21 protein-coding genes are annotated in these 21,014 nt (G+C 39.4%); 15 read left to right on the forward strand and 6 right to left on the reverse strand.

What is annotated here, in order from left to right:
- The first annotated feature begins 25 nt into the window (after positions 1 to 25).
- The 4 genes from R1T16_RS11785 (at position 26) to R1T16_RS11800 (ending at position 3,828) form a co-directional block, all read left to right on the forward strand.
- Positions 26 to 496 carry a DUF6702 family protein gene (locus tag R1T16_RS11785; RefSeq protein WP_317501306.1) on the forward strand — a complete coding sequence of 157 codons (471 nt, stop codon included), beginning with the start codon at positions 26 to 28 and terminating at the stop codon, positions 494 to 496.
- Positions 497 to 505: 9 nt separating this feature from the next.
- On the forward strand, positions 506 to 2,764 hold the full coding sequence (locus tag R1T16_RS11790; protein WP_317501307.1) for a M1 family metallopeptidase: 2,259 nt from the start codon (positions 506 to 508) through the stop codon (positions 2,762 to 2,764).
- Positions 2,765 to 2,867: 103 nt separating this feature from the next.
- Positions 2,868 to 3,215: a twin-arginine translocase TatA/TatE family subunit gene (locus R1T16_RS11795; RefSeq protein WP_317501308.1), complete on the forward strand. Its 348-nt coding sequence runs from the start codon at positions 2,868 to 2,870 to the stop codon at positions 3,213 to 3,215.
- 1 nt (position 3,216) lies between these two features.
- Entirely contained in the window at positions 3,217 to 3,828 is a 612-nt protein-coding gene (locus R1T16_RS11800) for a phosphatase PAP2 family protein (protein WP_317501309.1), read from the forward strand.
- Here the strand turns inward: R1T16_RS11800 and R1T16_RS11805 are convergent.
- A complete protein-coding gene (locus R1T16_RS11805; protein ID WP_317501310.1) occupies positions 3,787 to 4,428 on the reverse strand; it encodes an O-methyltransferase in 642 nt (213 codons plus the stop codon). The two genes, R1T16_RS11800 and R1T16_RS11805, sit on opposite strands and share 42 nt — an antisense overlap.
- Before the next feature lie 120 nt (positions 4,429 to 4,548).
- Here R1T16_RS11805 and R1T16_RS11810 point away from each other — a divergent pair, with 120 nt between their 5' ends.
- From R1T16_RS11810 to dnaG, 8 genes are all read left to right on the forward strand, one after another.
- Positions 4,549 to 6,165, forward strand: a complete 1,617-nt coding sequence (locus R1T16_RS11810; protein WP_317501311.1) for a T9SS type A sorting domain-containing protein — start codon at positions 4,549 to 4,551, stop codon at positions 6,163 to 6,165.
- A 117-nt stretch (positions 6,166 to 6,282) separates the two neighbouring features.
- Positions 6,283 to 7,344, forward strand: a complete 1,062-nt coding sequence (gene rlmN, locus R1T16_RS11815; protein ID WP_317501312.1) for a 23S rRNA (adenine(2503)-C(2))-methyltransferase RlmN — start codon at positions 6,283 to 6,285, stop codon at positions 7,342 to 7,344.
- Positions 7,345 to 7,410: 66 nt separating this feature from the next.
- Positions 7,411 to 8,388 carry a polyprenyl synthetase family protein gene (locus tag R1T16_RS11820; RefSeq protein WP_317501313.1) on the forward strand — a complete coding sequence of 326 codons (978 nt, stop codon included), beginning with the start codon at positions 7,411 to 7,413 and terminating at the stop codon, positions 8,386 to 8,388.
- Positions 8,389 to 8,624: 236 nt separating this feature from the next.
- Positions 8,625 to 9,185 carry an RNA polymerase sigma factor gene (locus R1T16_RS11825; RefSeq protein WP_317501314.1) on the forward strand — a complete coding sequence of 187 codons (561 nt, stop codon included), beginning with the start codon at positions 8,625 to 8,627 and terminating at the stop codon, positions 9,183 to 9,185.
- Entirely contained in the window at positions 9,172 to 9,834 is a 663-nt protein-coding gene (locus tag R1T16_RS11830) for a hypothetical protein (RefSeq protein ID WP_317501315.1), read from the forward strand. The genes R1T16_RS11825 and R1T16_RS11830 overlap by 14 nt, the downstream gene beginning before the upstream one ends.
- Before the next feature lie 35 nt (positions 9,835 to 9,869).
- A complete protein-coding gene (locus R1T16_RS11835) occupies positions 9,870 to 10,925 on the forward strand; it encodes a hypothetical protein (RefSeq protein ID WP_317501316.1) in 1,056 nt (351 codons plus the stop codon).
- Positions 10,926 to 11,044: 119 nt separating this feature from the next.
- Positions 11,045 to 11,959 carry a cation diffusion facilitator family transporter gene (locus R1T16_RS11840; RefSeq protein WP_317501317.1) on the forward strand — a complete coding sequence of 305 codons (915 nt, stop codon included), beginning with the start codon at positions 11,045 to 11,047 and terminating at the stop codon, positions 11,957 to 11,959.
- A gap of 286 nt (positions 11,960 to 12,245) precedes the next feature.
- Positions 12,246 to 14,231, forward strand: coding sequence for a DNA primase (gene dnaG, locus R1T16_RS11845; RefSeq protein WP_317501318.1), 1,986 nt, complete (start codon positions 12,246 to 12,248; stop codon positions 14,229 to 14,231).
- A 145-nt stretch (positions 14,232 to 14,376) separates the two neighbouring features.
- Here dnaG and R1T16_RS11850 read toward each other — a convergent pair whose 3' ends face one another.
- Complete coding sequence (locus tag R1T16_RS11850; RefSeq protein WP_317501319.1) at positions 14,377 to 15,006, reverse strand: response regulator transcription factor; 630 nt, start codon at positions 15,004 to 15,006, stop codon at positions 14,377 to 14,379.
- 74 nt (positions 15,007 to 15,080) lie between these two features.
- Entirely contained in the window at positions 15,081 to 15,887 is an 807-nt protein-coding gene (nadE, locus tag R1T16_RS11855) for an NAD(+) synthase (RefSeq protein WP_317501320.1), read from the reverse strand.
- Between the two features lie 85 nt (positions 15,888 to 15,972).
- On the opposite strand from nadE, the gene gldB reads away from it, so the two are divergent.
- Positions 15,973 to 16,935, forward strand: a complete 963-nt coding sequence (gldB, locus tag R1T16_RS11860) for a gliding motility lipoprotein GldB (protein ID WP_317501321.1) — start codon at positions 15,973 to 15,975, stop codon at positions 16,933 to 16,935.
- The gene (gene gldC, locus R1T16_RS11865) at positions 16,935 to 17,276 is read left to right on the forward strand and encodes a gliding motility protein GldC (RefSeq protein WP_317501322.1); all 342 of its coding nucleotides are present in this window, start codon (positions 16,935 to 16,937) and stop codon (positions 17,274 to 17,276) included. Before gldB ends, gldC begins: the two co-directional genes overlap by 1 nt.
- Before the next feature lie 30 nt (positions 17,277 to 17,306).
- Here the strand turns inward: gldC and R1T16_RS11870 are convergent, their stop codons facing one another.
- Positions 17,307 to 18,368 carry an AraC family transcriptional regulator gene (locus tag R1T16_RS11870; protein WP_317501323.1) on the reverse strand — a complete coding sequence of 354 codons (1,062 nt, stop codon included), beginning with the start codon at positions 18,366 to 18,368 and terminating at the stop codon, positions 17,307 to 17,309.
- Positions 18,369 to 18,648: 280 nt separating this feature from the next.
- Here R1T16_RS11870 and R1T16_RS11875 point away from each other — a divergent pair, with 280 nt between their 5' ends.
- The gene (locus R1T16_RS11875) at positions 18,649 to 19,851 is read left to right on the forward strand and encodes an alkaline phosphatase family protein (protein WP_317501324.1); all 1,203 of its coding nucleotides are present in this window, start codon (positions 18,649 to 18,651) and stop codon (positions 19,849 to 19,851) included.
- Between the two features lie 39 nt (positions 19,852 to 19,890).
- Here the strand turns inward: R1T16_RS11875 and R1T16_RS11880 are convergent, their stop codons facing one another.
- Together R1T16_RS11880 and yihA are read right to left on the reverse strand one after the other, a co-directional pair.
- The gene (locus tag R1T16_RS11880) at positions 19,891 to 20,355 is read right to left on the reverse strand and encodes a hypothetical protein (protein WP_317501325.1); all 465 of its coding nucleotides are present in this window, start codon (positions 20,353 to 20,355) and stop codon (positions 19,891 to 19,893) included.
- Positions 20,356 to 20,368: 13 nt separating this feature from the next.
- Positions 20,369 to 20,989 carry a ribosome biogenesis GTP-binding protein YihA/YsxC gene (gene yihA, locus R1T16_RS11885; RefSeq protein ID WP_317501326.1) on the reverse strand — a complete coding sequence of 207 codons (621 nt, stop codon included), beginning with the start codon at positions 20,987 to 20,989 and terminating at the stop codon, positions 20,369 to 20,371.
- Positions 20,990 to 21,014: the final 25 nt, after the last annotated feature.

Raw genomic sequence — 21,014 nt, forward strand, 5'->3', positions numbered from 1 at the left:
AAAAGCGAAATACCTAACTCTTTTTTTGCTGGTTTCAGCCTGCCTCGCAATGGGTGTGCATAAATATTATGTAGCGGTGTTTCAGCTTAATTATGTGCCTGCTAAAAAAGAGATGCAAATGACTTCGCGCATATTTATAGACGACCTTGAAGCTGCTTTTGTAAAAAAATATAAAAAGAAGTTTTATCTTGGGGCTGCAAATGAAGTGACTGATGCAAACGAATACCTTGAAAAATATTTTGCCGAAAAGGTGCATGTTAAAATAAACGGTAAAGAAAAAGCCCTGAAGTTTTTAGGAAAGGAAACGGAAGAAGATATATTAATATGCTACTTTACGCTTCCTGCCGAAAACGGTATAAAACAGTTTAATGTAAGTAACACAATGCTTTTAGAACTGTATGACGAGCAGCAGAATATAATACACGCTAATGTAAAAGGTAAAAAGAAAAGCCTTTTGCTTACTAATGATACTACAGCAGGAGTGCTGGAATTTTAAGATACGGTTATGAGAAAAATTTTATTTATGGTATCTGTGTTTGCTGCATCTCAGCTTTCAGCACAGGATAAACCAGTTGAAAAGAGGGAGCCTGGGCATACGGATAAAAATAAATTCAGCCAGATGTACGATCTTTTGGCTACACCTAATATGTTCCGTACGGCATCGGGTGCGCCGGGCCCTGCGTATTATCAACAGCAGGCTGACTATAAAATGAACATTGAGCTTGATGACAAGAACACCAAAATATATGGTACAGAAACGATAACGTATCATAACAATTCGCCTGAAGATCTTGAATACTTATGGGTACAGCTGGATCAGAACCAGAGTGCTAAAGATTCTAAATCTAAACTTGTTGAAAGCCAAAAAATGGATACGGCCTATAAACCTGATGCTTTTTCAAGAAGATACCTTGAAGAAGGATTTGCAGGAGGTTTCAATATAGAATATGTGCAGGATGCCAAGGGTAAACCGTTGCAGTACACTATAAACCAGACAATGATGCGTATTGACTTGCCAACGCCTTTAAAATCTAAAGGGGAAATATCTTTTTCTATAAAGTGGTGGTACAATATTAATAACTACCGTGTAGTGGGGGGGCGCTCAGGCTATGAGCATTTTGATAAGGATAATAACAATCTTTATGTTATCGCTCAGTTTTATCCCCGCATGGCAGTATACAACGATGTTGAAGGCTGGCAGAATATGCAGTTTTGGGGCGCAGGAGAGTTTGCGCTGCCATTTGGTAACTTTGATGTAAGTATTACTGTTCCTGCAGATCATGTAATGGATGGTACCGGCGAACTTCAAAACAGGGCTGAGGTACTTACACCGGCGCAGTTAAAGCGTTATGAAGAGGCAGCCAAGTCGTATGATAAGACTGTCGTTATCGTGACCCAGGAAGAGGCTGAAAAATCAGAGAAAAGTTTTTCTGATAAAAAGAAAACGTGGAGGTTTAAAGCTGATTTTGTTAGGGATTTTGCTTTCTCTACATCAAGAAAGTTTATTTATGATGCAATGGCAGTTAAGCTTTCTAATAAAACGGTTATGGCCGTGTCACTGTATCCTAAAGAGGCAAATCCGCTTTGGGGTGATACGTCTACAAAAGTAGTCGCGCATACCCTTAAAACATACTCTAAATATACTTTTGATTACCCTTACCCAAAAGCGATATCGGTTTCTGCCGAAGACCAGGGTATGGAATACCCTATGATCTGCTGGAATTATGGACGTCCTGATGAAAAAGGTTTTGTTAGTGACAGGATAAAGTGGGGTAACATGAGTGTTATAATACATGAAGTGGGGCACAACTTTTTCCCTATGATCGTGAACTCTGACGAAAGGCAGTGGACGTGGATGGATGAGGGGCTTAATACCTTCCTTCAATACTTAACAGAGCAGGAGTATGACGCTAATTACCCATCATCCCGTGGGCCGGCAGCTAAGATTGTTCCTTACATGAGTGGTGATCAAAAGTTCTTAGAACCTATAATGACAAATTCTGAGTCGATACACCAGTTTGGGTCTAATGCATACGGCAAGCCTGCTACGGGCCTAAATATGCTGCGCGAAGTGGTTATGGGTAAAGAGCTGTTTGACCACGCGTTTAAAACGTATGCCACCCGCTGGAAATTTAAGCACCCTACCCCGGAAGATTTTTTCAGGACAATGGAAGATGCATCAGCGGTAGATCTTGACTGGTTCTGGAGGGGATGGTTCTATACAACAGATTATGTAGATATGGGTATCCAGGAAGTAAAAGAATATTATGTAACCGATAAACAGCCGGAAAGCCTCAAGGAAGTAAATATCAAAAAAGGCAGATTTGGACAGGAGCAGGGGCCGTTTGTATATATGGCTGGTGACGCCGATCTTAAAAGCCGTGATAAAAAAGCACTCGATACAAAAGAGGTTAAGCTGCTTGACGATTATATTTCAGAAAAATTTTCGGCAGAAGAAAGGGCTAAACTTAAATCGCCAAAGTATTTTTATGAAGTAACTTTCAATAAGCCCGGCGATATGCTTATGCCTATTATTGCGGAACTTACTTTTGACGACGGTACTACTGAAAGCTATACTTTTCCGGTTCAGATATGGAGAAAGAACAACCAGACGGCATCACGCGTATTTGCGGTAAACAAACAGGTTAAGAAGATTACGCTCGATCCTAAACTGCTTACGGCAGATATAGATACATCTAACAATATATGGCCCGCTTCGGCGGCAGTTTCTAAGTTTGATGAGCTGGAAAAGAAGTCAAAATAAGCGTAGAAAAAATTAAGGTGTAGTTAAATTTGCAGTAAAAGGACAACCGGCTATAGACTAAAAACGTAATTATAACTACATTTGTATATTAAACACCCGAATTATGTTTGGAATAGGAGGAGGAGAATTTTTTGTAATTATATTAGTAGTACTAATGCTTTTTGGATCTGACAAGATCCCTGAGATTGCGCGCGGCCTTGGTAAAGGTATGCAGCAGCTTAAAAATGCAACTAACGATATTAAAAGCGAGATACATAAAAGTGCCGATGTTGACGGTATAAAAAAATCGTTCAACGACATTGGCAACAGTTCTCAGGTACAAGATATTAAAAATACCCTTAATGGCGTAGATACGAGCGCTAACAGCCTGACCGAAAACATTACCGGCGAAATTACTAAGGCAAAAGAAGATATTGAAGATATGACAGGACCTATAAAACGTATCAGGTAATATGCTTAAAAGTTTACTGGACCTTGACAGGGACGCACTCGTTTATCTTAATTCTCTTGGCTCTGAAACCTTCGACCCTTTCTGGGAATTTATAACCAAACAAATAAACTGGATTCCGCTTTTTGCCATAATCGCTTACCTTACTTTTAAAAGGCTTGGCTGGCGCCACGCTCTTTTGGTAGTAGGAATGGTAGCAGTGTTGATCGCATTTACAGACCAGACCACAAACCTGTTTAAAAATGGATTCCAAAGGCTGCGGCCGGGCAATAACCCCGAGATTGCAGGAATTATCAGGGCTATACAACACCGCAGGTCTTTCAGTTTTATATCGGGGCATGCCTCAAATTCTATGGCAGCTGCTTTCTTCTTGTATAAAGTGCTGCGCCCGTATTTAAGGTACATGGGATTCTTCTTCCTGTGGCCGTTAATATTTGCTTACAGCCGTATTTATCTGGGGCTTCACTATCCGGGAGACATACTTTTAGGTTATGCCTGGGGTATATTTACAGGATGGCTTGTGCTTAAGTTGTATATTTATTTAAGAGACAGGTATTTTCCTCAACAGGAAAACTTAGATAATCCTACTAACAGTGAGCCCGTCACGAATGGGTAATAATACTGTTTCTACTCTAGGGTCGTCCTTAAGCAGCTTGTTATAATCTAAAAGTATTTTAGTGCTTTTGTCGTTTGGCATTAGCGGCTCAACGACTTTGCCACTCCATAATACATTATCAGATAATATGATACCGCCTTTGTTCATAAGGGGCACGAGCATATGGAAATAATTTACATAGTTTTCTTTATCCGCATCAATAAAGACAAGGTCAAATTTTTTATTGAGTGTTGGTATTATGTCTATGGCATTTCCTAAATGCTGAAATATCTGGTCTTTCCATGGCGAACGGTCAAAATACTTTCGCTGAAAATCATACAGTTCTTCCTTTATATCTATAGTGTCAAGCGTGCCGTCTTTCTGCATTCCTTCAGCAAGGCTTAAAGCTGCGTATCCTGTATATGTTCCCAGCTCAAGAATGTGTTTTGGATTTACAAGCTTAGATATCATGCTCAACACCCTTCCCTGAAAGTGCCCGCTAAGCATGCGCGGAAGCAGTATCTTTTGATAGGTTTCCCTGTTTAGGGCAGCAAGCAGTTCAGGTTCGTTTTCGCTGTGAAGCGCAGCATAATCTTCTAAGTCTTCTGATATAAAATGCATAATCGTAATTTGTGCAAAGATAATAAATGACATCTTATTGTTAATTCTGCGGTCAAAAGTTTAATAGCTATAATTATATAACATTAAAACCTTTATTTTTACTGCCTTAATATCAAACGAATGAAATTTAAAATTACTTTTTTATTGCTTTTATGCGGAGCTTTTGGTTTTAGCCAGGTTTCAAATGAGGGCCAGCCATTCAGTTGGGAAGCTGAAGGCATAACGGCATTGGCACCACAAAAAATGCCTGCTTTTGATCTTGCAAAACTACAGGCAGAAGATAAAATTACCGATGCCGGAAAAAATAAGCCATGGCGTTATGGTTATGAATTTTTAGTAGACCATAATCTGCAAAACAGTGGGCAGTGGACTACTCTGGCTAACGGTGACAGGATATGGAGAATACGCTACTATTCTGAAGGGGCGCAGACAATGAACTTTCTTTTTAGCGATTACTATATGCCAAAAGGAGCAAAAGTGTATTTGTATAACAATGAGAGGACAGATTTGCTTGGCGCGTATGATGCGCAGCAAAATAATGAAAAAAGGGAGCTTGGTACATGGCTTGTTGATGGACAGGATATTTGGATAGAGTATTATGAGCCTGCTGCTGTAAAAGGACAGGGTAAGCTTGAGGTATTTAAAGTTGTACACGGCTACAGGTCGGTAAGGAATTTTAAATCGCCCGATAATGACCTGAATTCTTCCGGAGCTTGTAATTATGACGTGGATTGTAATATATCTGATATTAACGCCTTAAAAGAGATCAATAAAAAAGCGGTTGGGCTGATAATTGTTTCTAACAGCAGTTTTTGTACAGGCGCGCTTATCAATACTACTTCAAACGACGGTACGCCATACTTTTTGACGGCAAACCACTGTACTGAAGATAATGATTTTGGGCAATGGGCATTCCGTTTCAACTGGATAAGTCCTAATCCTGTTTGCGGGCAAAATATAGGCAGCACAAATAATGCACCTAATTATTACCAGACACTTAGCGGTGCCGAATTAAAAGCGAGACGTGCAGCAAGTGATTTTTGCCTTGTTGAGATAACAGCGACGATATCTCCTGCCTGGGATGTTGTTTATGCAGGATGGAGCAGGAGTGAGACGCCTACTTCGTCTACATTTGGTATTCACCACCCGTCAGGAGATATAATGAAGGTAAGCAGGGATTATAATGCACCGGCAATTGATAATTCTTTTGATGAATTTATGTGGGAAGTATCAGAGTGGGATTTGGGCGTTACCGAGCCGGGATCATCGGGATCGCCATTGTTTGATGCAAACGGACGAATAATTGGACAGTTGTATGGAGGCAGTTCTGAATGCCAGGGCACAGTTGATAACGGAGGAGCTGATTATTATGGAAGACTGGGTAAATCCTGGGATACAGGAACGACAGCTTCTACAAGGCTTAAAGACTGGCTGGACCCTACAAATACAAATGCACAAACTGTGAATTATAAGGAAGCAGATGTGGCTGATATAGCAGATGTAGTTAAGGACACAGTGAAAGTGTATCCTAACCCTTCTAAGGGAGTGTATACTGTTGCAATTGATGGTGATGCTCATTATGCTGTTTATGGTGTTTTAGGCCAGCTTGTTACTGAAGGGGAATTTGCTTCGGGCGAAAATACCCTTAGCCTGTCAGGTGCTGCAAACGGTATTTATATATTAAAAGTCGTTGACAGCTTAGGGAAAACAGCAAATTATAAACTGGTTAAGGAGTAGTTTAAACTATAAAATTGGTAAACTCCTGAAATACTGTATTTACAGTATTCAGGAGTTTGTTTTTTTACCTTGGCGCAGTAAAATAGATATTTAGCAAATAGTTATTACCTTTGCACCATGCAAACGGAGAAGAAAGATATAAGGGCGCTTACAAAAGAACAGTTACGCGATTTTTTTGTAGCAAATGGCGATAAGGCATTCCGCGGTAACCAGGTATACGAATGGCTATGGAGCAAACACGCCCATAAGTTTGAGGATATGACCAATGTTGCCAAGGAAACAAGGCAGATGCTGGAGGATAATTTTGTTATTAATCACATCCATGTGGATGAGATGCAGAAGAGTACCGACGGTACGGTTAAAAACGCTGTTAGGCTGCATGATGGCCTTGTGGTAGAATCTGTACTTATACCTACCGAAACAAGGACTACTGCCTGTGTGTCGAGCCAGGTAGGGTGCAGTCTGGACTGTAACTTTTGTGCTACTGCGAGACTTAAGCGCATGCGTAACCTTAATCCTGATGAAATATACGATCAGGTGGCTGCTATAGACAGCGAAAGCCGTTTGTATTACAACAGGCCACTTTCTAATATTGTATTTATGGGAATGGGCGAACCGCTTATGAACTATAATAATGTGCTTAAGGCTATCGAAAAAATAACCTCTCCAGAAGGCTTAGGTATGTCACCAAAGCGTATCACGGTTTCAACATCAGGGCTTCCTAAAATGATCAAAAAACTGGCAGACGACGGAGTTCGCTTTAAGCTTGCGGTTTCACTGCATTCTGCAATAGATGAAGTGCGTTCTAAGATTATGCCCTTCAGCGAAAATTTTCCACTGGCAGATCTAAGAGAATCATTAGAATACTGGTTCAGGATAACTAAAAGCCGCGTTACCTATGAATATGTAGTGTGGAAAGGTATTAATGACCGTAAGCAGGATATAGATGCGTTGGTTAAATTTTGCAGGTATGTTCCCTGTAAAGTAAACCTTATTGAATATAATCCAATAGACGACGGGGAATTCCAGCAGGCCGACCCTGAGACTATAGATGCTTACATAAAGGCACTGGAAAAAAACGATATTGTGGCTAAGGTGCGTCGAAGCCGTGGTAAGGATATAGACGCTGCCTGCGGACAGCTTGCAAACAAAAATGAGGCAGCATCTCCTGCACAGTAAATACAATAAAAACTTTACCTTTTCGCTCTTTGGGGGTAAAGGGGGTTTTGTTATCTTTGAGGCGCAATGAAGATAACAGAGCAAATTAAGCAGCCAATAGCAGAGGAAATGGAACTTTTTGAAACAAAGTTTCATCAGTCCATGTCTTCAAAAGTGGCATTGCTTAACAGGATAACCTATTACATAGTGAACCGTAAGGGCAAGCAGATGCGCCCTATGTTCGTATTCCTTACTGCCAAGATGGTAAGCGGGGGTGTAGTTAACGAACGTACCTACAGGGGAGCATCGGTAATAGAGCTTATCCACACAGCCACACTTGTGCATGATGATGTTGTAGACGACAGCAACAGGCGCAGGGGCTTTTTCTCCATCAATGCCTTATGGAAAAATAAGATTGCCGTTTTAGTGGGCGATTACCTTTTGTCTAAAGGTTTATTGCTTTCTATAGATAATGGCGATTTTGACCTTCTTAAAATCATATCGGTAGCTGTTCGCGAGATGAGCGAAGGCGAGCTTTTGCAGATTGAGAAAGCACGCAGGCTTGATATTACCGAAGATATTTACTACGAGATAATCCGCCAAAAAACAGCTACGCTTATAGCAGCTTGCTGTTCTCTTGGCGCTTGTTCTGTGCAGCCCGACAGCATGCACGTAGAGAAGATGCGTAAATTTGGCGAACTCATAGGTATGGCTTTCCAGATAAAGGACGACCTTTTTGATTATACCGATGATGCCATAGGCAAACCAACAGGTATTGATATTAAAGAGCAAAAAATGACCCTTCCGCTTATTTATGCTCTTAATAACTGTACCAAAGCCGAAAAAAAATGGGCTATCAATTCTATAAAGAACCACAATAAAGATAAAAAGCGCGTAAAGGAAGTCATAGATTTCGTTAAGCAAAAGAGCGGACTTACGTATGCTGAACAGCGTATGGTAGAGTTTCGTGAAGAAGCACTTCTTTTATTGTCAGACTATCCTTCTTCTGTTTACAAAGATGCATTAGTGCTTATGGTAAATTACGTTATTGAGCGAAAAATCTAATTTTTTGGGAAAAGTTTACCTTCTGGGATAAGAAATATTTACAAGCTGCTCTTTTAGTAGCTTTTTTTATTTTTTAATTGTATCTGATCTTCAGTATGTTGAAATTAAAACCGATAAATTTTAAAAATATTTTTACCTTTCATGCAACCTTTTTTCAACCCGGCTCGTCTATGCTAATAGAAGTCGGTTAGTAATTAAGATTTGAACCGGCAGACCAAACCAACCAACCAATAGTTTTGAAAGTAATAGCCTTACATCAGGAAGAGAAAGATATTATTGCGCAGGCAGCGGAGAACAACCGCCATGCCCAGCAAAAGATCTACGCTAAACATGCTCCGAAAATGCTGAGCATCTGCAGGCAGTATGTTAAAGATGTACAGCAGGCCGAGGATATAATGATAACGGCCTTTATGAAGGTGTTTACTAACCTTAAGGCATTTGAGCACAAAGGTAGTTTTGAAGGATGGATACGCAGGATAATTGTAAATGAATGTATCTCTTTTATAAGGGTGCAGAAAAAAGTAAGTTTTCTTGAAGATGAATTTTTTGTGGAAGACACCTTTAATAATATAGAAAGTCATTTTTCGGTAGAAGATATTCAAACGCTGATAGACGGACTGCCCGACGGATACAAGATGGTGTTTAACCTTTATGCGATAGAAGGATTTAAACACCAGGAAATAGCAAAGATGCTGGGCATTAACGAAGGGACATCAAAATCGCAATTATCGCACGCAAGGAAGATGCTGAAGGAAGGGATTAACAGATTAAAGAATTATGAAAATGGAACCGAATAAAATAGAGAACGAATTTAGGGATAAGCTGGAACAAAGAAGAATTCAGCCCTCTGAAATGGCGTGGGACAGGCTGGATGCCATGCTTTCGGTTACCGAAAACAAAAAGCCAAAGAAGAAAAGGACATGGATGTATGTGGCAGCGGCTTTTTTAGTGTTCCTGCTGGCAGGAGTACTGTTCTTAAACCAGGAGAAAAAAGGTAACGGCGTAGAGAATAACAATAGTGTGGTAACGACAAAAGAACAACCACAGCCGGCAACTGAAACTGTACAGCCTCAAAACGTAGTGCCTGTTATTATCCGGGAAGCGGTAGCAGCTAAAGAACAGGTTAGAGGTACAGTCAAAAAAAATTCGGTACAGCCAGTGAGCAAAATGCATGAAGTTCCGGCGATGAATACTGAAGCTGTTGCAGCAAATGATAAAAAAGAGATTCAAAATGTAGTGCCTCAGGCTACAGCCGATAATCTTTTAGCATCTGCGATGACAAATGAAACGCCGAAAAAGAGGTCAACGGTAAAAGTAGATCCTAATGCCTTACTATCTAACGTAGAGGGTGAGCTTAACGAAAACTACAGGAGCAAAGCTTTTCAGGGTGTCGTTAAAAGCTTTAATACTGTAAAAGTAGCGGTGTCTAACAGGAATTACGAATAAAACAATCATCAGAAACATAAATTAAATCATTAAACATGAAAACAGTAACTTTTTATGTTGCGGGTATGCTATGCCTTCTTGCAACCAGACTATCAGCCCAGGAAAATAAGCCGCTGACTTTTGAAGATCAGGCAAGGGAAATCTCTAACAACATAGAAACCATCACCAAACAGCAAAAGGATTCGCTTAAAATAGAAGTGGAAGCGGTTAATGTGCAGCTGGACAATAAAGAAATAACTACCGAGCAGGCTGCTGCTAAAAAACAGCAATTATCTGCGGTACGTGCTAAAAACATAGAAACTAAAGTAGCTGTTGAGGAAGAGAAATTGTCTCAGCTTGTTAAAGATAAAGTAGACGGAAAAATTCAGGGTAAAAGAAGAAAAGGCGGTTTTTCTTTTACGTACGATAAAGGAGATGACGAAGCAGACACTGTAAAAGTAGTAAGGCATGATTTTAAAAGGACAACATCTCAATTTGTATTTGCCTTAGGTATCAATCGCCTTATGACTGACGGAAAAGTAGATACTGACAATTTTGAAGACGGGTCTGACTTCTACGAGTGGGGTATTGCCTACAATACAAGGATATTCAAGACCAATAACCTGCTGCATTTTAAATATGGGCTTTCACTTCAATACAATAATCTTAGGCCTAAAAATGACAAGATATTTATGGCAGATGGCGATAAGACAGAGTTAGTAGACTCAGGCAGGAACCTTAATAAAGTACGTCTTCGATATGTAAACCTAGTTGTGCCAATGCACTTAGAATTTGACTTTACACCTAAAAAAGTAAATGGAGATAAAACATATTATCCTATACATGATAGCTTTAGGTTAGGTATTGGTGGATATGCAGGTATCAATGTAAAAGAGAAGCAAATTCTCAAATATAAAAATGACGATGGTAACAGAGTAAGGGATAAAACTAAGGGCGATTTTAATGTAAACGACTTTACATACGGGCTTAGTGCTTATGTAGGTTATGGCGATATAAGCGTGTATGCGAAATATGATCTTCAGCCTGTTTTTAATAATAACGATGTTGATCAGAATAACTTCTCACTTGGCATAAGATTTGATTTGAATTAAGTATAAGGGTTAGTTTTGTACTTTGATAAGAAGGGTGTCTGCGTAAAGGACACCCTTTTTTTGTTTATTTTAAGCTAGGGCTATTTTTATGTTTTGTATTTTTATGAAAAACACATCTAATGCCGCACGATCATTCATCACACAGTCATTCGCACCATCATCATACTACATCCGGTAAAAATATAAAAGCTGCCTTTTTCTTAAACCTTGGTTTTACCATTCTTGAAATTATAGGTGGATTTTATGTAAATAGTGTTTCCATATTGTCAGATGCGCTGCACGACCTTGGCGACAGTTTTTCGCTGGGTATATCGTGGTACCTGCATAACCGCTCAAAAAAAGAGGCAGATAATAAATTTACCTTTGGCTACAGCCGATTCTCAATATTAGGAGCGCTTATCAATAGCGTAATATTAATGGGTGGTTCGGTCTATGTTATTATCGAGGCCATAAAAAGGCTGATACACCCTGAACCGTCTGACGCACAGGGAATGCTCATATTTGCCATTATTGGCATTTTGGTAAATGGTTACGCCGCCTTTAAGCTGAGCCACGGCAGTTCGCTTAACGAGCGTGTTGTGAGCTGGCATCTTATAGAGGATGTTTTAGGCTGGGTGGCAGTTCTTATAGTATCGATAGTGATGATGTTTACTGATGCACCGTACCTTGATCCTGCACTATCGTTAGCTATTACACTTTTTATCCTATACAATGTAATAAAAAGGTTGAGGGAGACTTTTGTAATACTGCTTCAAGGTACGCCCGAAGGAATAGACCCCGAAAAAATAAAAATGGATATACTGGCGGTTGATAACATCGCGTCGTTACATCATATGAATATATGGTCACTTGAAGGGGAGCACCATGTTTTTACAGCGCACATAAAGCTGAAGTACATCATTAACTTTTCGCAGATGATAGAGGCAAAGCAAAAGGTAAAGCAGATATTAAAAAAATACCCGTTTTCTCATTATACAATAGAAGTAGAACTTACAGACGAAAACTGTGAACTTGCACCTAAGCAGGATGTTTAACAGTTGATTTGATAAGGTAATAGTGACTAAAGGTATAAAATACCCACTGATGGGTATTTTTTTCTGTTTATAAAGGGAGTAGTTTTGAAAAAGTTTTTAGGATTACTGTGAACGATTTGAACTGGTGCAAATTACTGTCCGGTTTTGGTATCGGCAAGAGTCGAAATCCGGTAATCATAGATGTAGTGTATTTCTTTTTTTTTTGGTAAATGAAAAGCAGGCTGAGTAAGAGCCTGCTTTTTTATTTTGTAACTTTGGCACTCTCAACTTTGCAACTCCATAGAAATTGATATCCAAAAATTCCATTGATACTGTATTTGAAACCGCCCGTGTAGAGGAGGTTATCGGCGATTTCGTAGTTCTAAAAAGGGCGGGTACTAACCTTAAGGGGCTTAGTCCGTTCAGTAATGAGAAATCACCGTCGTTTATGGTATCTCCCGTAAAGCAGATATGGAAGGATTTTAGCTCCGGTAAGGGCGGAAACTCGGTTGCATTCCTAATGGAACACGAGCATTTCACGTACCCTGAAGCCATTCGCTACCTGGCAAAAAAATATAATATAGAGCTTGAGGAAACAGAGCAGACCGATGCTGACAAGGAACAGGCAAATGAGAAAGAGAGTATGTACCTGGTATCCGAGTTTGCACAGAAATACTTCCAGAATACGCTGCTTAATACCGACGAAGGCCAGGCTATCGGTTACTCTTATTTTAAAGAACGTGGTTTTACGGGCGATACAATAAAAAAGTTTGGTTTAGGTTATTCTCCCGAACAATGGGATGCTTTTACTAAAGAGGCTTTGGGTAAGGCCTATAAGCTCGATTATCTTGACAAAACCGGATTTACTATTGTACGCGAAGACGGCAGGCACATTGACCGTTTCCGTGGGCGTGTAATGTTTCCCATCCATAGTATGTCAGGCCGTGTACTTGGCTTTGGCGGGCGTATATTAGGAAACGATAAAAAAGCAGCCAAATACTTAAACTCTCCCGAGAGTGAAATCTACCATAAAAGTAATGTGCTATATGGTATTTATCATGCCAAGCAGGCAATCGCCAAGCAGGATAATTGTTACCTGGTAGAAGGATATACTGATGTTATACAGTTTCATCAGGCGGGTATAGAAAACACAGTGGCATCATCGGGCACTGCGCTTACGCCAAACCAGATCAGGCTTATCAACAGGCTTACTAAAAATATAACCGTACTTTTTGATGGTGATGCTGCAGGATTAAGGGCATCCGTGCGCGGTATAGATCTTATTCTTGAAGAGGGCATGAACGTAAGGGTGTGTGCTTTTCCTGATGGGGAAGACCCGGACAGTTTTGCAAAAAAGACACCACACGATGAACTGGTTGCCTATCTTAATGATAATTCAAAAGACTTTATTCAGTTTAAGGCAGGCCTTCTTATGGATGAGGCAAAGAACGACCCTGTTAAAAAAGCCGGCCTGATAAAAGATATGGTTACCAGTATCTCCAAGATTCCGGACAGGATACAGCGTGAGATATACATTCAGGAATGTTCACGCATCATGGATATATCAGAACAGGTGCTTTCAAGTACATTGGCGCAGCTTGTGCAGAAAGATGTAGCCGATGCCGGTAAGAAGGTTAAGGAAGAGCAGAAAGCTGCTGTAATGAAGCCTGTGTTTGATGAAGAAGGAATGGCAAACCAGCCAAGAATCAATATACTTGATACCCTCGAAAGAAAGATTATTGAAATACTTTTGCTGTATGGCGGTGTGGAAGAAGAATTTCAGGATGTATATATCAAATATGATGAATACGGAAAAGAGTTTGAGCACACCGAAGTAAAAAATTATAAGGTATACGAGCGCATCTACTTAAATCTTCATGAAGACGAGATTGAGTTTACCAACCCTGTATTTAAAGATCTTTACAAGGCAATCATAGATTTTTATGTGGCCAATCAGGCAATGGTTATAGATAACTTTCTTAATGAACTGCATCCTGAACTTCAGCATGTAGCTACTGATATATACATGCAGGACGAAAAATACTACCTGCACGAATGGGAAGAAAAAAAACAGATTCCGGTGAAAGAAAAGATCGTAACGGTGGCAAATTATACTAACGAACATATTGTAGACCTTCGATGGCTACTTTTAGGAAGGCTTATACAGGACTTAAAAATGCAGGTAAGCCCGGAGGCAGACAATATGGAGATACTAATGGCTGTAAATGATTATAACACACTTGTAAATTACCTTTCCAGAAAACTTAGCAGGATAAGAAGCCAGTATTATTAAAGAAATAATTATAGAAATTAAAAAACGCCCTGGTAGTAAGCAGGGCGTTTTATATAATTGGTTGTGAGTACAGGTAAGGCAGTACCGCACTAATACTTTATAGCAAGTGTCGTTGTTGTTTTTGTCTTAAGCGGGTAAGCTGTCATTAAACAATGTCTAATGTTTTAGCTTTGTTTACAAGATCTACAAGGTTTGTAACATGCAGTTTTGTAAGCAGTCTCAGTTTGTATGTACTGATAGTTTTCTCATTAAGGTCAAGCAGTTTTGCGATTTCCTTATTTTTTTTGCCTTCACTAAGGTAGCGCAGTACTTCAATTTCTCTTGAAGACAGCTTTCTGTACAAACGTTCAGATTTTTTACCTTTGTTAAGTAAGGCAAGGTTTTTCTTTACTAGGTCGCTGAAAACTACTTCGCCTTCATTTACTTTTTTGATGGCGTTTTCAAGCTCTTCCATCTTGGCGCTTTTATGAACATAAGCAGAAACTCCTGCTTTAAGTGCATTAGGCGCGTAGATTTGCTCAGCAAGGTTAGTAAAGATAATTACTTTGGTATCAGGGAAATCCTTTACCAGCGACTTAACAGCACTAATGCTTGTTAGTCCTTCAAGCTCAAGGTCAATAACAGCTACGTCAACTGTTTTTTTGCCTAAGACATCAAGTAAGCTTTCCAGGTTGTTCACAACGCCGGAGAAGCTAAATTGCGGATTGTCGCTAAAGTACGATTTCATGCCGTAGTGCACTACGGGATGATTGTCCGCGAGGCATAGTTTAATCATATTGCTAGATTTTTGGGTTTAGACTATAGTAAATTTAATAATTTAATTCTTAAAGTATTGTGAATGAAAGAATTTTATTTCAATTCTTTCGGAATTTCACATACCGGTATTGGGTTCATCTTATGTTGATTTACGGAATTGAGCCTTTTATAGATCTCAAAAACTTCTTTTTGCCTGCCGGTAAAGTCGTTGTGGTTTTTTCCGTTCTCTAATTGTTCCATCGCCCATTCTAATTCATCATAACTGGCACCAAGCTGATCTTCATCGCTTCGGTCATCGCCAAAAAGGCCGTCTGTAGGTTTTGCCTTTATAATTGTCTGTGTTACACCCAAATATTGTGCCAATTCTCTTACTTCCGATTTTAAAAGGTCGGCTATAGGGCTTATATCAACACCTCCGTCACCATATTTTGTAAAGAACCCTACTCCAAAATCCTCGACTTTATTGCCGGTTCCGGCTACAAGCGCGCTATGCAGGCCTGCAAAATAATAAAGTGTTGTCATGCGTAATCTTGCACGTGTATTTGCTAGTGTCAGGTTTAATATAAACGGATTGTCAGTGTCAGGCAGCTGTTTTTTAAAGCTCTCAAAGATAGGGGTAAGATCTGCCTCAGCAGATGATACGTTGGGATATTTTTCTTTTAAGTTCTTAATATGTTCGCGTGCGCGGCTCACATGGCTGTCTGCCTGGTGTATCGGCATCTCTACGCAAAGCGTAGGCAGGCCTGTTTGCGCGCACAATGTAGATGTAAGTGCAGAATCTATTCCTCCGGATATGCCTACAACAAAACCTTTTACTTTTGCGTTTTCTGCATAGGCATGCAGCCATGTTACAATGTGTTTGTTTATTGCTTCGGACTGAAAAGACGACTTAGATGTCATAATTATCTATTATTGAAGGGTGAGTTGTATATTTGCGCATAAAATTAAAAAAACCTTAATAAGAAATTACTAATAAAATTACAAAATGAAGAAATGTGTTGTAATTCTTTCTCTTTTGGTGCTATTTGCAGCCTGTAAAAAGGAAAATGAAGCAGAAAGCAAGATTGCAGAGATACCTGCCCCGACAGTGAAGATTGAACGTTTTGATAAAGATTTTTTTGCCGGAGGCCCTGGAAGCCTTCCGGAACTTAAGGCTAAATACCCATTTTTATTTCCTGAAGGAAATGAAGATGCTGTATGGTTAAATAAAATGAAGGATCCTTTTATGCTGAAGCTAAAGGCTGAAGCCGAAAAAAAGTTTCCTAATCTCAACGTGCTCGAAGACGACATGAGTGCTTTTTTACAGCATATAAAATATTATTATCCGCAGCTGCCTACGCCAAAAGTAATATCGCTGGTTACAGATGATAATGAGATCAAGGCGGTGTATACTCCACAGGTTATACTTATACCTCTTAGCCTTTATCTTGGTAAAGATAATTACTTGTATGAAGGACTTAATAAATATGAGATCGAGCAATATGAGCCGTCCCAGATCATGCCAGACCTTGCAGGGTCTTTCTGCTATGGCAAGATTGCACCTCCACGCGATAAGCAACTGCTGTCGCTTATGGTCTACTGGGGAAAAGAGCTGTACATGAAAGATATCCTCATTCCTGAAACGCCCGATAATAATAGAATAGGGTACACAAAAGAACAAATGCAATGGGCAGAAGCTAATGAAACTGAGATATGGCGCTACTTTGTAGATAAGAAAATATTATATGATTCTGATCCTAAGCTTGCACCTCGATTTATTAACCCTGCACCATTCTCTAAGTTTTATCTGGAGCTTGATAATGAATCTCCTGGAAGGATAGGCCAATGGCTGGGATGGCAGATCGTAAAATCATATGTGGAAAATAATAAAAATGTACCTTTGCAGGACCTTTTGGCGATGGATGCCAAAACAATTTTTGATAATTCTAAATACAAACCTAAAAAGTAATGTCTAATAATCCTCTTACGTCTGAGATAAAAATAGTTGTTGAGCTTGATGATAACCGTGTGCCGGAGAAACTTAAATGGACGGCTCGTGATGGTGGTGTCGTTGCAGAAGAGTCTAAAGCAGTAATGCTTTCGGTATGGGACAGTAAAGCTCAGGAAAGTATGCGTATTGACCTTTGGACAAAAGATATGCCGGTAGATGAGATGAAGGTGTTTTATCACCAGACCCTTGTTTCTATGGCCGATACTTTTGAACGTGCTACAGGCGACAAAAAAATGAGCGAAACGATGAAAGATTTCTGCGATTATTTTGCGGAAAAACTTGAGATCACGAAGAAATAATATTTTTATTATTACAGTTTAAAAGCGGCTTTATGCCGCTTTTTCTTTTATATATGCTGATGGTGTTGTCCCTACGATATCTTTAAAATATTGGTTGAAGGAGGCTTTGGTCTTAAAGCCACAATCGTAGGCCAGATAGAGCAGCCTTGTTTTTTTATTATTTTCGGCATCAAGCTGCTGCAGTACTTCCCTTATCCTGTATTCATTGATGTATCTGTAAAAAGATTTTTTAGCAAAAACATTTAAAGTCTCCGAAATATGGTGCCTGTTAATGCCGGATGCAGCGGCTAGTTTTTCAAGGGAAAGGTCTTCATCTTTGTAAAGCTGCTTTTGCTTTAGCAGTGCTTCAAGCTGATTAAATATTTCTTCGTGCTTAATTTCTGGCAGTACTTGTTTTCGTTCACTTGTATCCTGATTTCCTGGTATATCTTTACTACCGGCGTAACCCTTGTTTACCATTAAAGGCTGGCCAAACCAGAAAATAATGACGGGGACGCCCGCTAATAAGATATAAACAATACAACGGATGTAAGGATTTATAGCCGGATCTATATTGCCGAAGATTAAAAGGGCTATTTCTGTTATGCCCAATGCTATAAGTATAGATCGTAGTCCGTTAATTAAGGATACGGTGTTGGTTGGCGTTGTTTTGGGTTTGGACAGTATTCCGAATATGATATGCGAACAAACGATGGGTAAGAACACTATCGAGTTGTAGAATTTCAGGATTGAGTTTCCCTGCACAGGAAATGCCGATATAGCCAAAGAGGTGCATATATAAAGGGTGATCACTATAATGAGCGGTATAAAAAGAAACCACATTTTAGAAGTTGTAAAGCCCTCATCGTTGGTTTTACGGGTAAAAAGGTATAATAGCGGACCGTAGGCGAGCTGTATGCCTGTGTGCATTCTGAACGTTACGTTAGAATTCTCTACCGCTGAAAATATGTAGAGCTTGGCGGCTATATGTATGCCTATACATAATGTAAGTAACATAACGAGGTAATTAGCCTTATGTTTTTCCATGCGCAGTCCTATAAATGCCAGAGCAAGTATAATCTGCAGCAGCCCGGCAAAGAGAATGTAATTCATATGGTTGTAAATCTGCACCAAAAATAGCCCTCAAACAGTTAAGCAATGTTTCTTTAATGTTATCAAACATTTGTATTGTTTAGATGATGATAAATTAACATTGGTTCAATTGTTTGATATGTAGCTATCTGTACGTAAATCTGGTTCTATATTTACTTTTTGGCACAAAAAAAACTCAGATGGTCGTGTGCTAATTTCATTCTACTGAATTTTGCATCGGAGGAAATAAGAGCGGGCCTGCTAATTTTGTCCTTAATGATAATTATTAAAAAATAAGACAATGAAATCTGCTATTAAAAATCTGTTTGTAACCCTAATTTCGTTTACAGCTGTAGGCGTAACATCAGCACAAAATGCTGCAAAACCACAGCGGACAATTGTAATTATGATAGACGGTTTTGGTGAACCGTATTACCGTAACAGCGATATGCCCAATCTTAACAGAATGGAAAAAGAAGGGATATTTGCTGTCGTTCCTTCTATAATGCCGGCTGTTACAATGGTAAATAACGTTGCAATTGCTACGGGGGAACTGCCAAATAAACAAGGGATAACCGGTAACGTTTGGTATAACCCAAAAACAAAAGAAGAAGAATTTATAGAAGACCCTGATCTTATCATGGTGCCTACCATTTTTGATAAGGCAAAAGACAGGGGTATTAAGTCGGCATTGTTTTCTGTGAAGAAAAAAACGGTTGATATGATGTCTAAAAATACAGTCGTTTCATTATGTCCTGAATGTGATGGGGCAGAGGAATCAGAATGGGCTAAGCTATTCGGTCCGCCACCGGGAGTATATTCAAAGGAAGTTACGTATTGGCTTATGGAATCGGCTTTGCATACTATTAAGAATAATCCCGATCTTGGGCTTATCTATATTCATACTACCGACTACCCAATGCATACCTGGGCTCCGGAAGATAAAGATTCTAAGGAATTTCTGCATAAGCTTGATGAGTATATTGGTAAGCTGCATGAAACAGCTCCGGATGCTGCTATACTTATAACGGCAGACCACGGCCTGAATCATAAAGATTATTGCTGGGATCTTGAAAAAGCTTGTGCAAAGCGCAAAGCGCCAATAAAAATATCTATCTCTCCCGAAAAAGATCGCTATTTTAAACATCACAGAGGCATGGGCGGATCTGCCTATGTATACCTTAAGAAACCGAAAGACCTTGAAAAGGTTAAAAAGACATTACTATCTTTAAAAGGTGTCGAAGCAGTATTGACAAAAGAGGAGGCGGTTAACAAGTATGACTTACTCCCTGAACGCGTAGGCGACCTTATGGTATTGGGAGATAAGGTTACTGTTTTTGGCCAGCTGGCAGATACAGAGTTTGAAAAACTCCCGGCTGCATACCGCAGTCACGGCTCTACTTATGAGTGTATAGTACCGGTATTTGTGTACAACGCTAAGGGTGCTCCTAAAGCTTATTTCTTTGATCATAATTACAAAGTGGCAGCGTGGCTGTATCGCTAATATCACAATTATAAATAAAAAGCGGCTTAAAGCCGCTTTTTATTGTTTCATCTTATCGTGGGAATATTGAAGGTAAATGTTATAGTTCGCTTTTAGCAAATCTGTTTTTATGGCCTGATTGTATAGTGTGTCGTTTAGACCATTTAATAGTTTCAGGTCTACAAATTCAAATTTATAATTAGATAGCCTTGATATTTCTTCGCGACTGTCATTGATCAGTTTTTGTTTGTCTTTTGCGTGGTCTATATCAGCAAGAGTTCTGTCTACAATGACTTTTATGCGCCTTATGCTGTCGAAACTTGGATATAGGCCCGTTTGCGGATTTTGCGATATGTACTGTTGTATGTATGCCTGAAAATCGGTAAGGTTAGTGCTGTAAAAGTATTCTGATTCCTTGTATTGGTCAGATAGTAATTTTTCAACGTTTTTACCTGCAGCTTTTTCCTTTTGGCACGATGCAAGGCACAGTATCGCAATTATTGATAAAAGAAAGTGTTTCACCATTAGAGTGTTTATGTTATATAAATCCCTGATTGTCAAAAATACCCTGGTTCACTTCTCCTATATAGTCAAGAAGCGTATCGCGGCCAGTGCCTTCTGTAGAAGAAGTAACAAAATACTGCGGCATCTCTTCCCAGTTGTTTGCAAGGAGTGCCTTACGGTAAGCGGCAACATTTTGGTCTATTTTTCCTTTGCTTATTTTGTCAGCTTTAGTGAACACGATACAGAATGGAACTTCTGTTGTGCCTAGGTAAGTCAAAAATTCAAGGTCAATCTTTTGGGCTTCCAGGCGAATATCTATAAGTACAAAAGCGCAAACCATCTGTTCACGTTTTTCAAAATAATCGGTAATGAATTTCTGAAAGGTTTCTTTAGTAGATTTGGATACACGTGCGTATCCATATCCCGGTAAATCTACAAGGAACCAGTTCTCATTTATCTTAAAGTGGTTGATAAGCTGGGTCTTACCTGGTTTTCCGGATGTTTTTGCAAGGCTGTTACGGCCTGTAAGCATATTGATAAGCGATGACTTGCCTACATTACTGCGACCTATAAAAGCATATTCAGGAATAGGTTCCTTTGGGCATTTGCTAACTTCAGAATTACTTATTATAAACTCGGCAGTATTGATTTTCATGTCTTATGTATTTGCTGCAAAGTTA

It is taken from the genome of Flavobacterium sp. DG1-102-2 (genome assembly GCF_033042555.1).
In the GTDB taxonomy this organism is placed as follows: domain Bacteria; phylum Bacteroidota; class Bacteroidia; order Flavobacteriales; family Flavobacteriaceae; genus Flavobacterium.

What these genes read in the sequence shown, in the direction of transcription:
- R1T16_RS11790 (WP_317501307.1), top strand. Translation starts at nt 506, where the DNA reads ATGAGAAAAATTTTATTTATGGTATCTGTGTTTGCTGCATCTCAGCTT.
- R1T16_RS11795 (WP_317501308.1), top strand. Translation starts at nt 2,868, where the DNA reads ATGTTTGGAATAGGAGGAGGAGAATTTTTTGTAATTATATTAGTAGTA.
- R1T16_RS11800 (WP_317501309.1), top strand. Translation starts at nt 3,217, where the DNA reads ATGCTTAAAAGTTTACTGGACCTTGACAGGGACGCACTCGTTTATCTT.
- R1T16_RS11805 (WP_317501310.1), bottom strand. Translation starts at nt 4,428, where the DNA reads ATGCATTTTATATCAGAAGACTTAGAAGATTATGCTGCGCTTCACAGC.
- R1T16_RS11810 (WP_317501311.1), top strand. Translation starts at nt 4,549, where the DNA reads ATGAAATTTAAAATTACTTTTTTATTGCTTTTATGCGGAGCTTTTGGT.
- rlmN (WP_317501312.1), top strand. Translation starts at nt 6,283, where the DNA reads ATGCAAACGGAGAAGAAAGATATAAGGGCGCTTACAAAAGAACAGTTA.
- R1T16_RS11820 (WP_317501313.1), top strand. Translation starts at nt 7,411, where the DNA reads ATGAAGATAACAGAGCAAATTAAGCAGCCAATAGCAGAGGAAATGGAA.
- R1T16_RS11830 (WP_317501315.1), top strand. Translation starts at nt 9,172, where the DNA reads ATGGAACCGAATAAAATAGAGAACGAATTTAGGGATAAGCTGGAACAA.
- R1T16_RS11835 (WP_317501316.1), top strand. Translation starts at nt 9,870, where the DNA reads ATGAAAACAGTAACTTTTTATGTTGCGGGTATGCTATGCCTTCTTGCA.
- R1T16_RS11840 (WP_317501317.1), top strand. Translation starts at nt 11,045, where the DNA reads ATGCCGCACGATCATTCATCACACAGTCATTCGCACCATCATCATACT.
- R1T16_RS11850 (WP_317501319.1), bottom strand. Translation starts at nt 15,006, where the DNA reads ATGATTAAACTATGCCTCGCGGACAATCATCCCGTAGTGCACTACGGC.
- nadE (WP_317501320.1), bottom strand. Translation starts at nt 15,887, where the DNA reads ATGACATCTAAGTCGTCTTTTCAGTCCGAAGCAATAAACAAACACATT.
- gldB (WP_317501321.1), top strand. Translation starts at nt 15,973, where the DNA reads ATGAAGAAATGTGTTGTAATTCTTTCTCTTTTGGTGCTATTTGCAGCC.
- gldC (WP_317501322.1), top strand. Translation starts at nt 16,935, where the DNA reads ATGTCTAATAATCCTCTTACGTCTGAGATAAAAATAGTTGTTGAGCTT.
- R1T16_RS11870 (WP_317501323.1), bottom strand. Translation starts at nt 18,368, where the DNA reads ATGAATTACATTCTCTTTGCCGGGCTGCTGCAGATTATACTTGCTCTG.
- R1T16_RS11875 (WP_317501324.1), top strand. Translation starts at nt 18,649, where the DNA reads ATGAAATCTGCTATTAAAAATCTGTTTGTAACCCTAATTTCGTTTACA.
- R1T16_RS11880 (WP_317501325.1), bottom strand. Translation starts at nt 20,355, where the DNA reads ATGGTGAAACACTTTCTTTTATCAATAATTGCGATACTGTGCCTTGCA.
- yihA (WP_317501326.1), bottom strand. Translation starts at nt 20,989, where the DNA reads ATGAAAATCAATACTGCCGAGTTTATAATAAGTAATTCTGAAGTTAGC.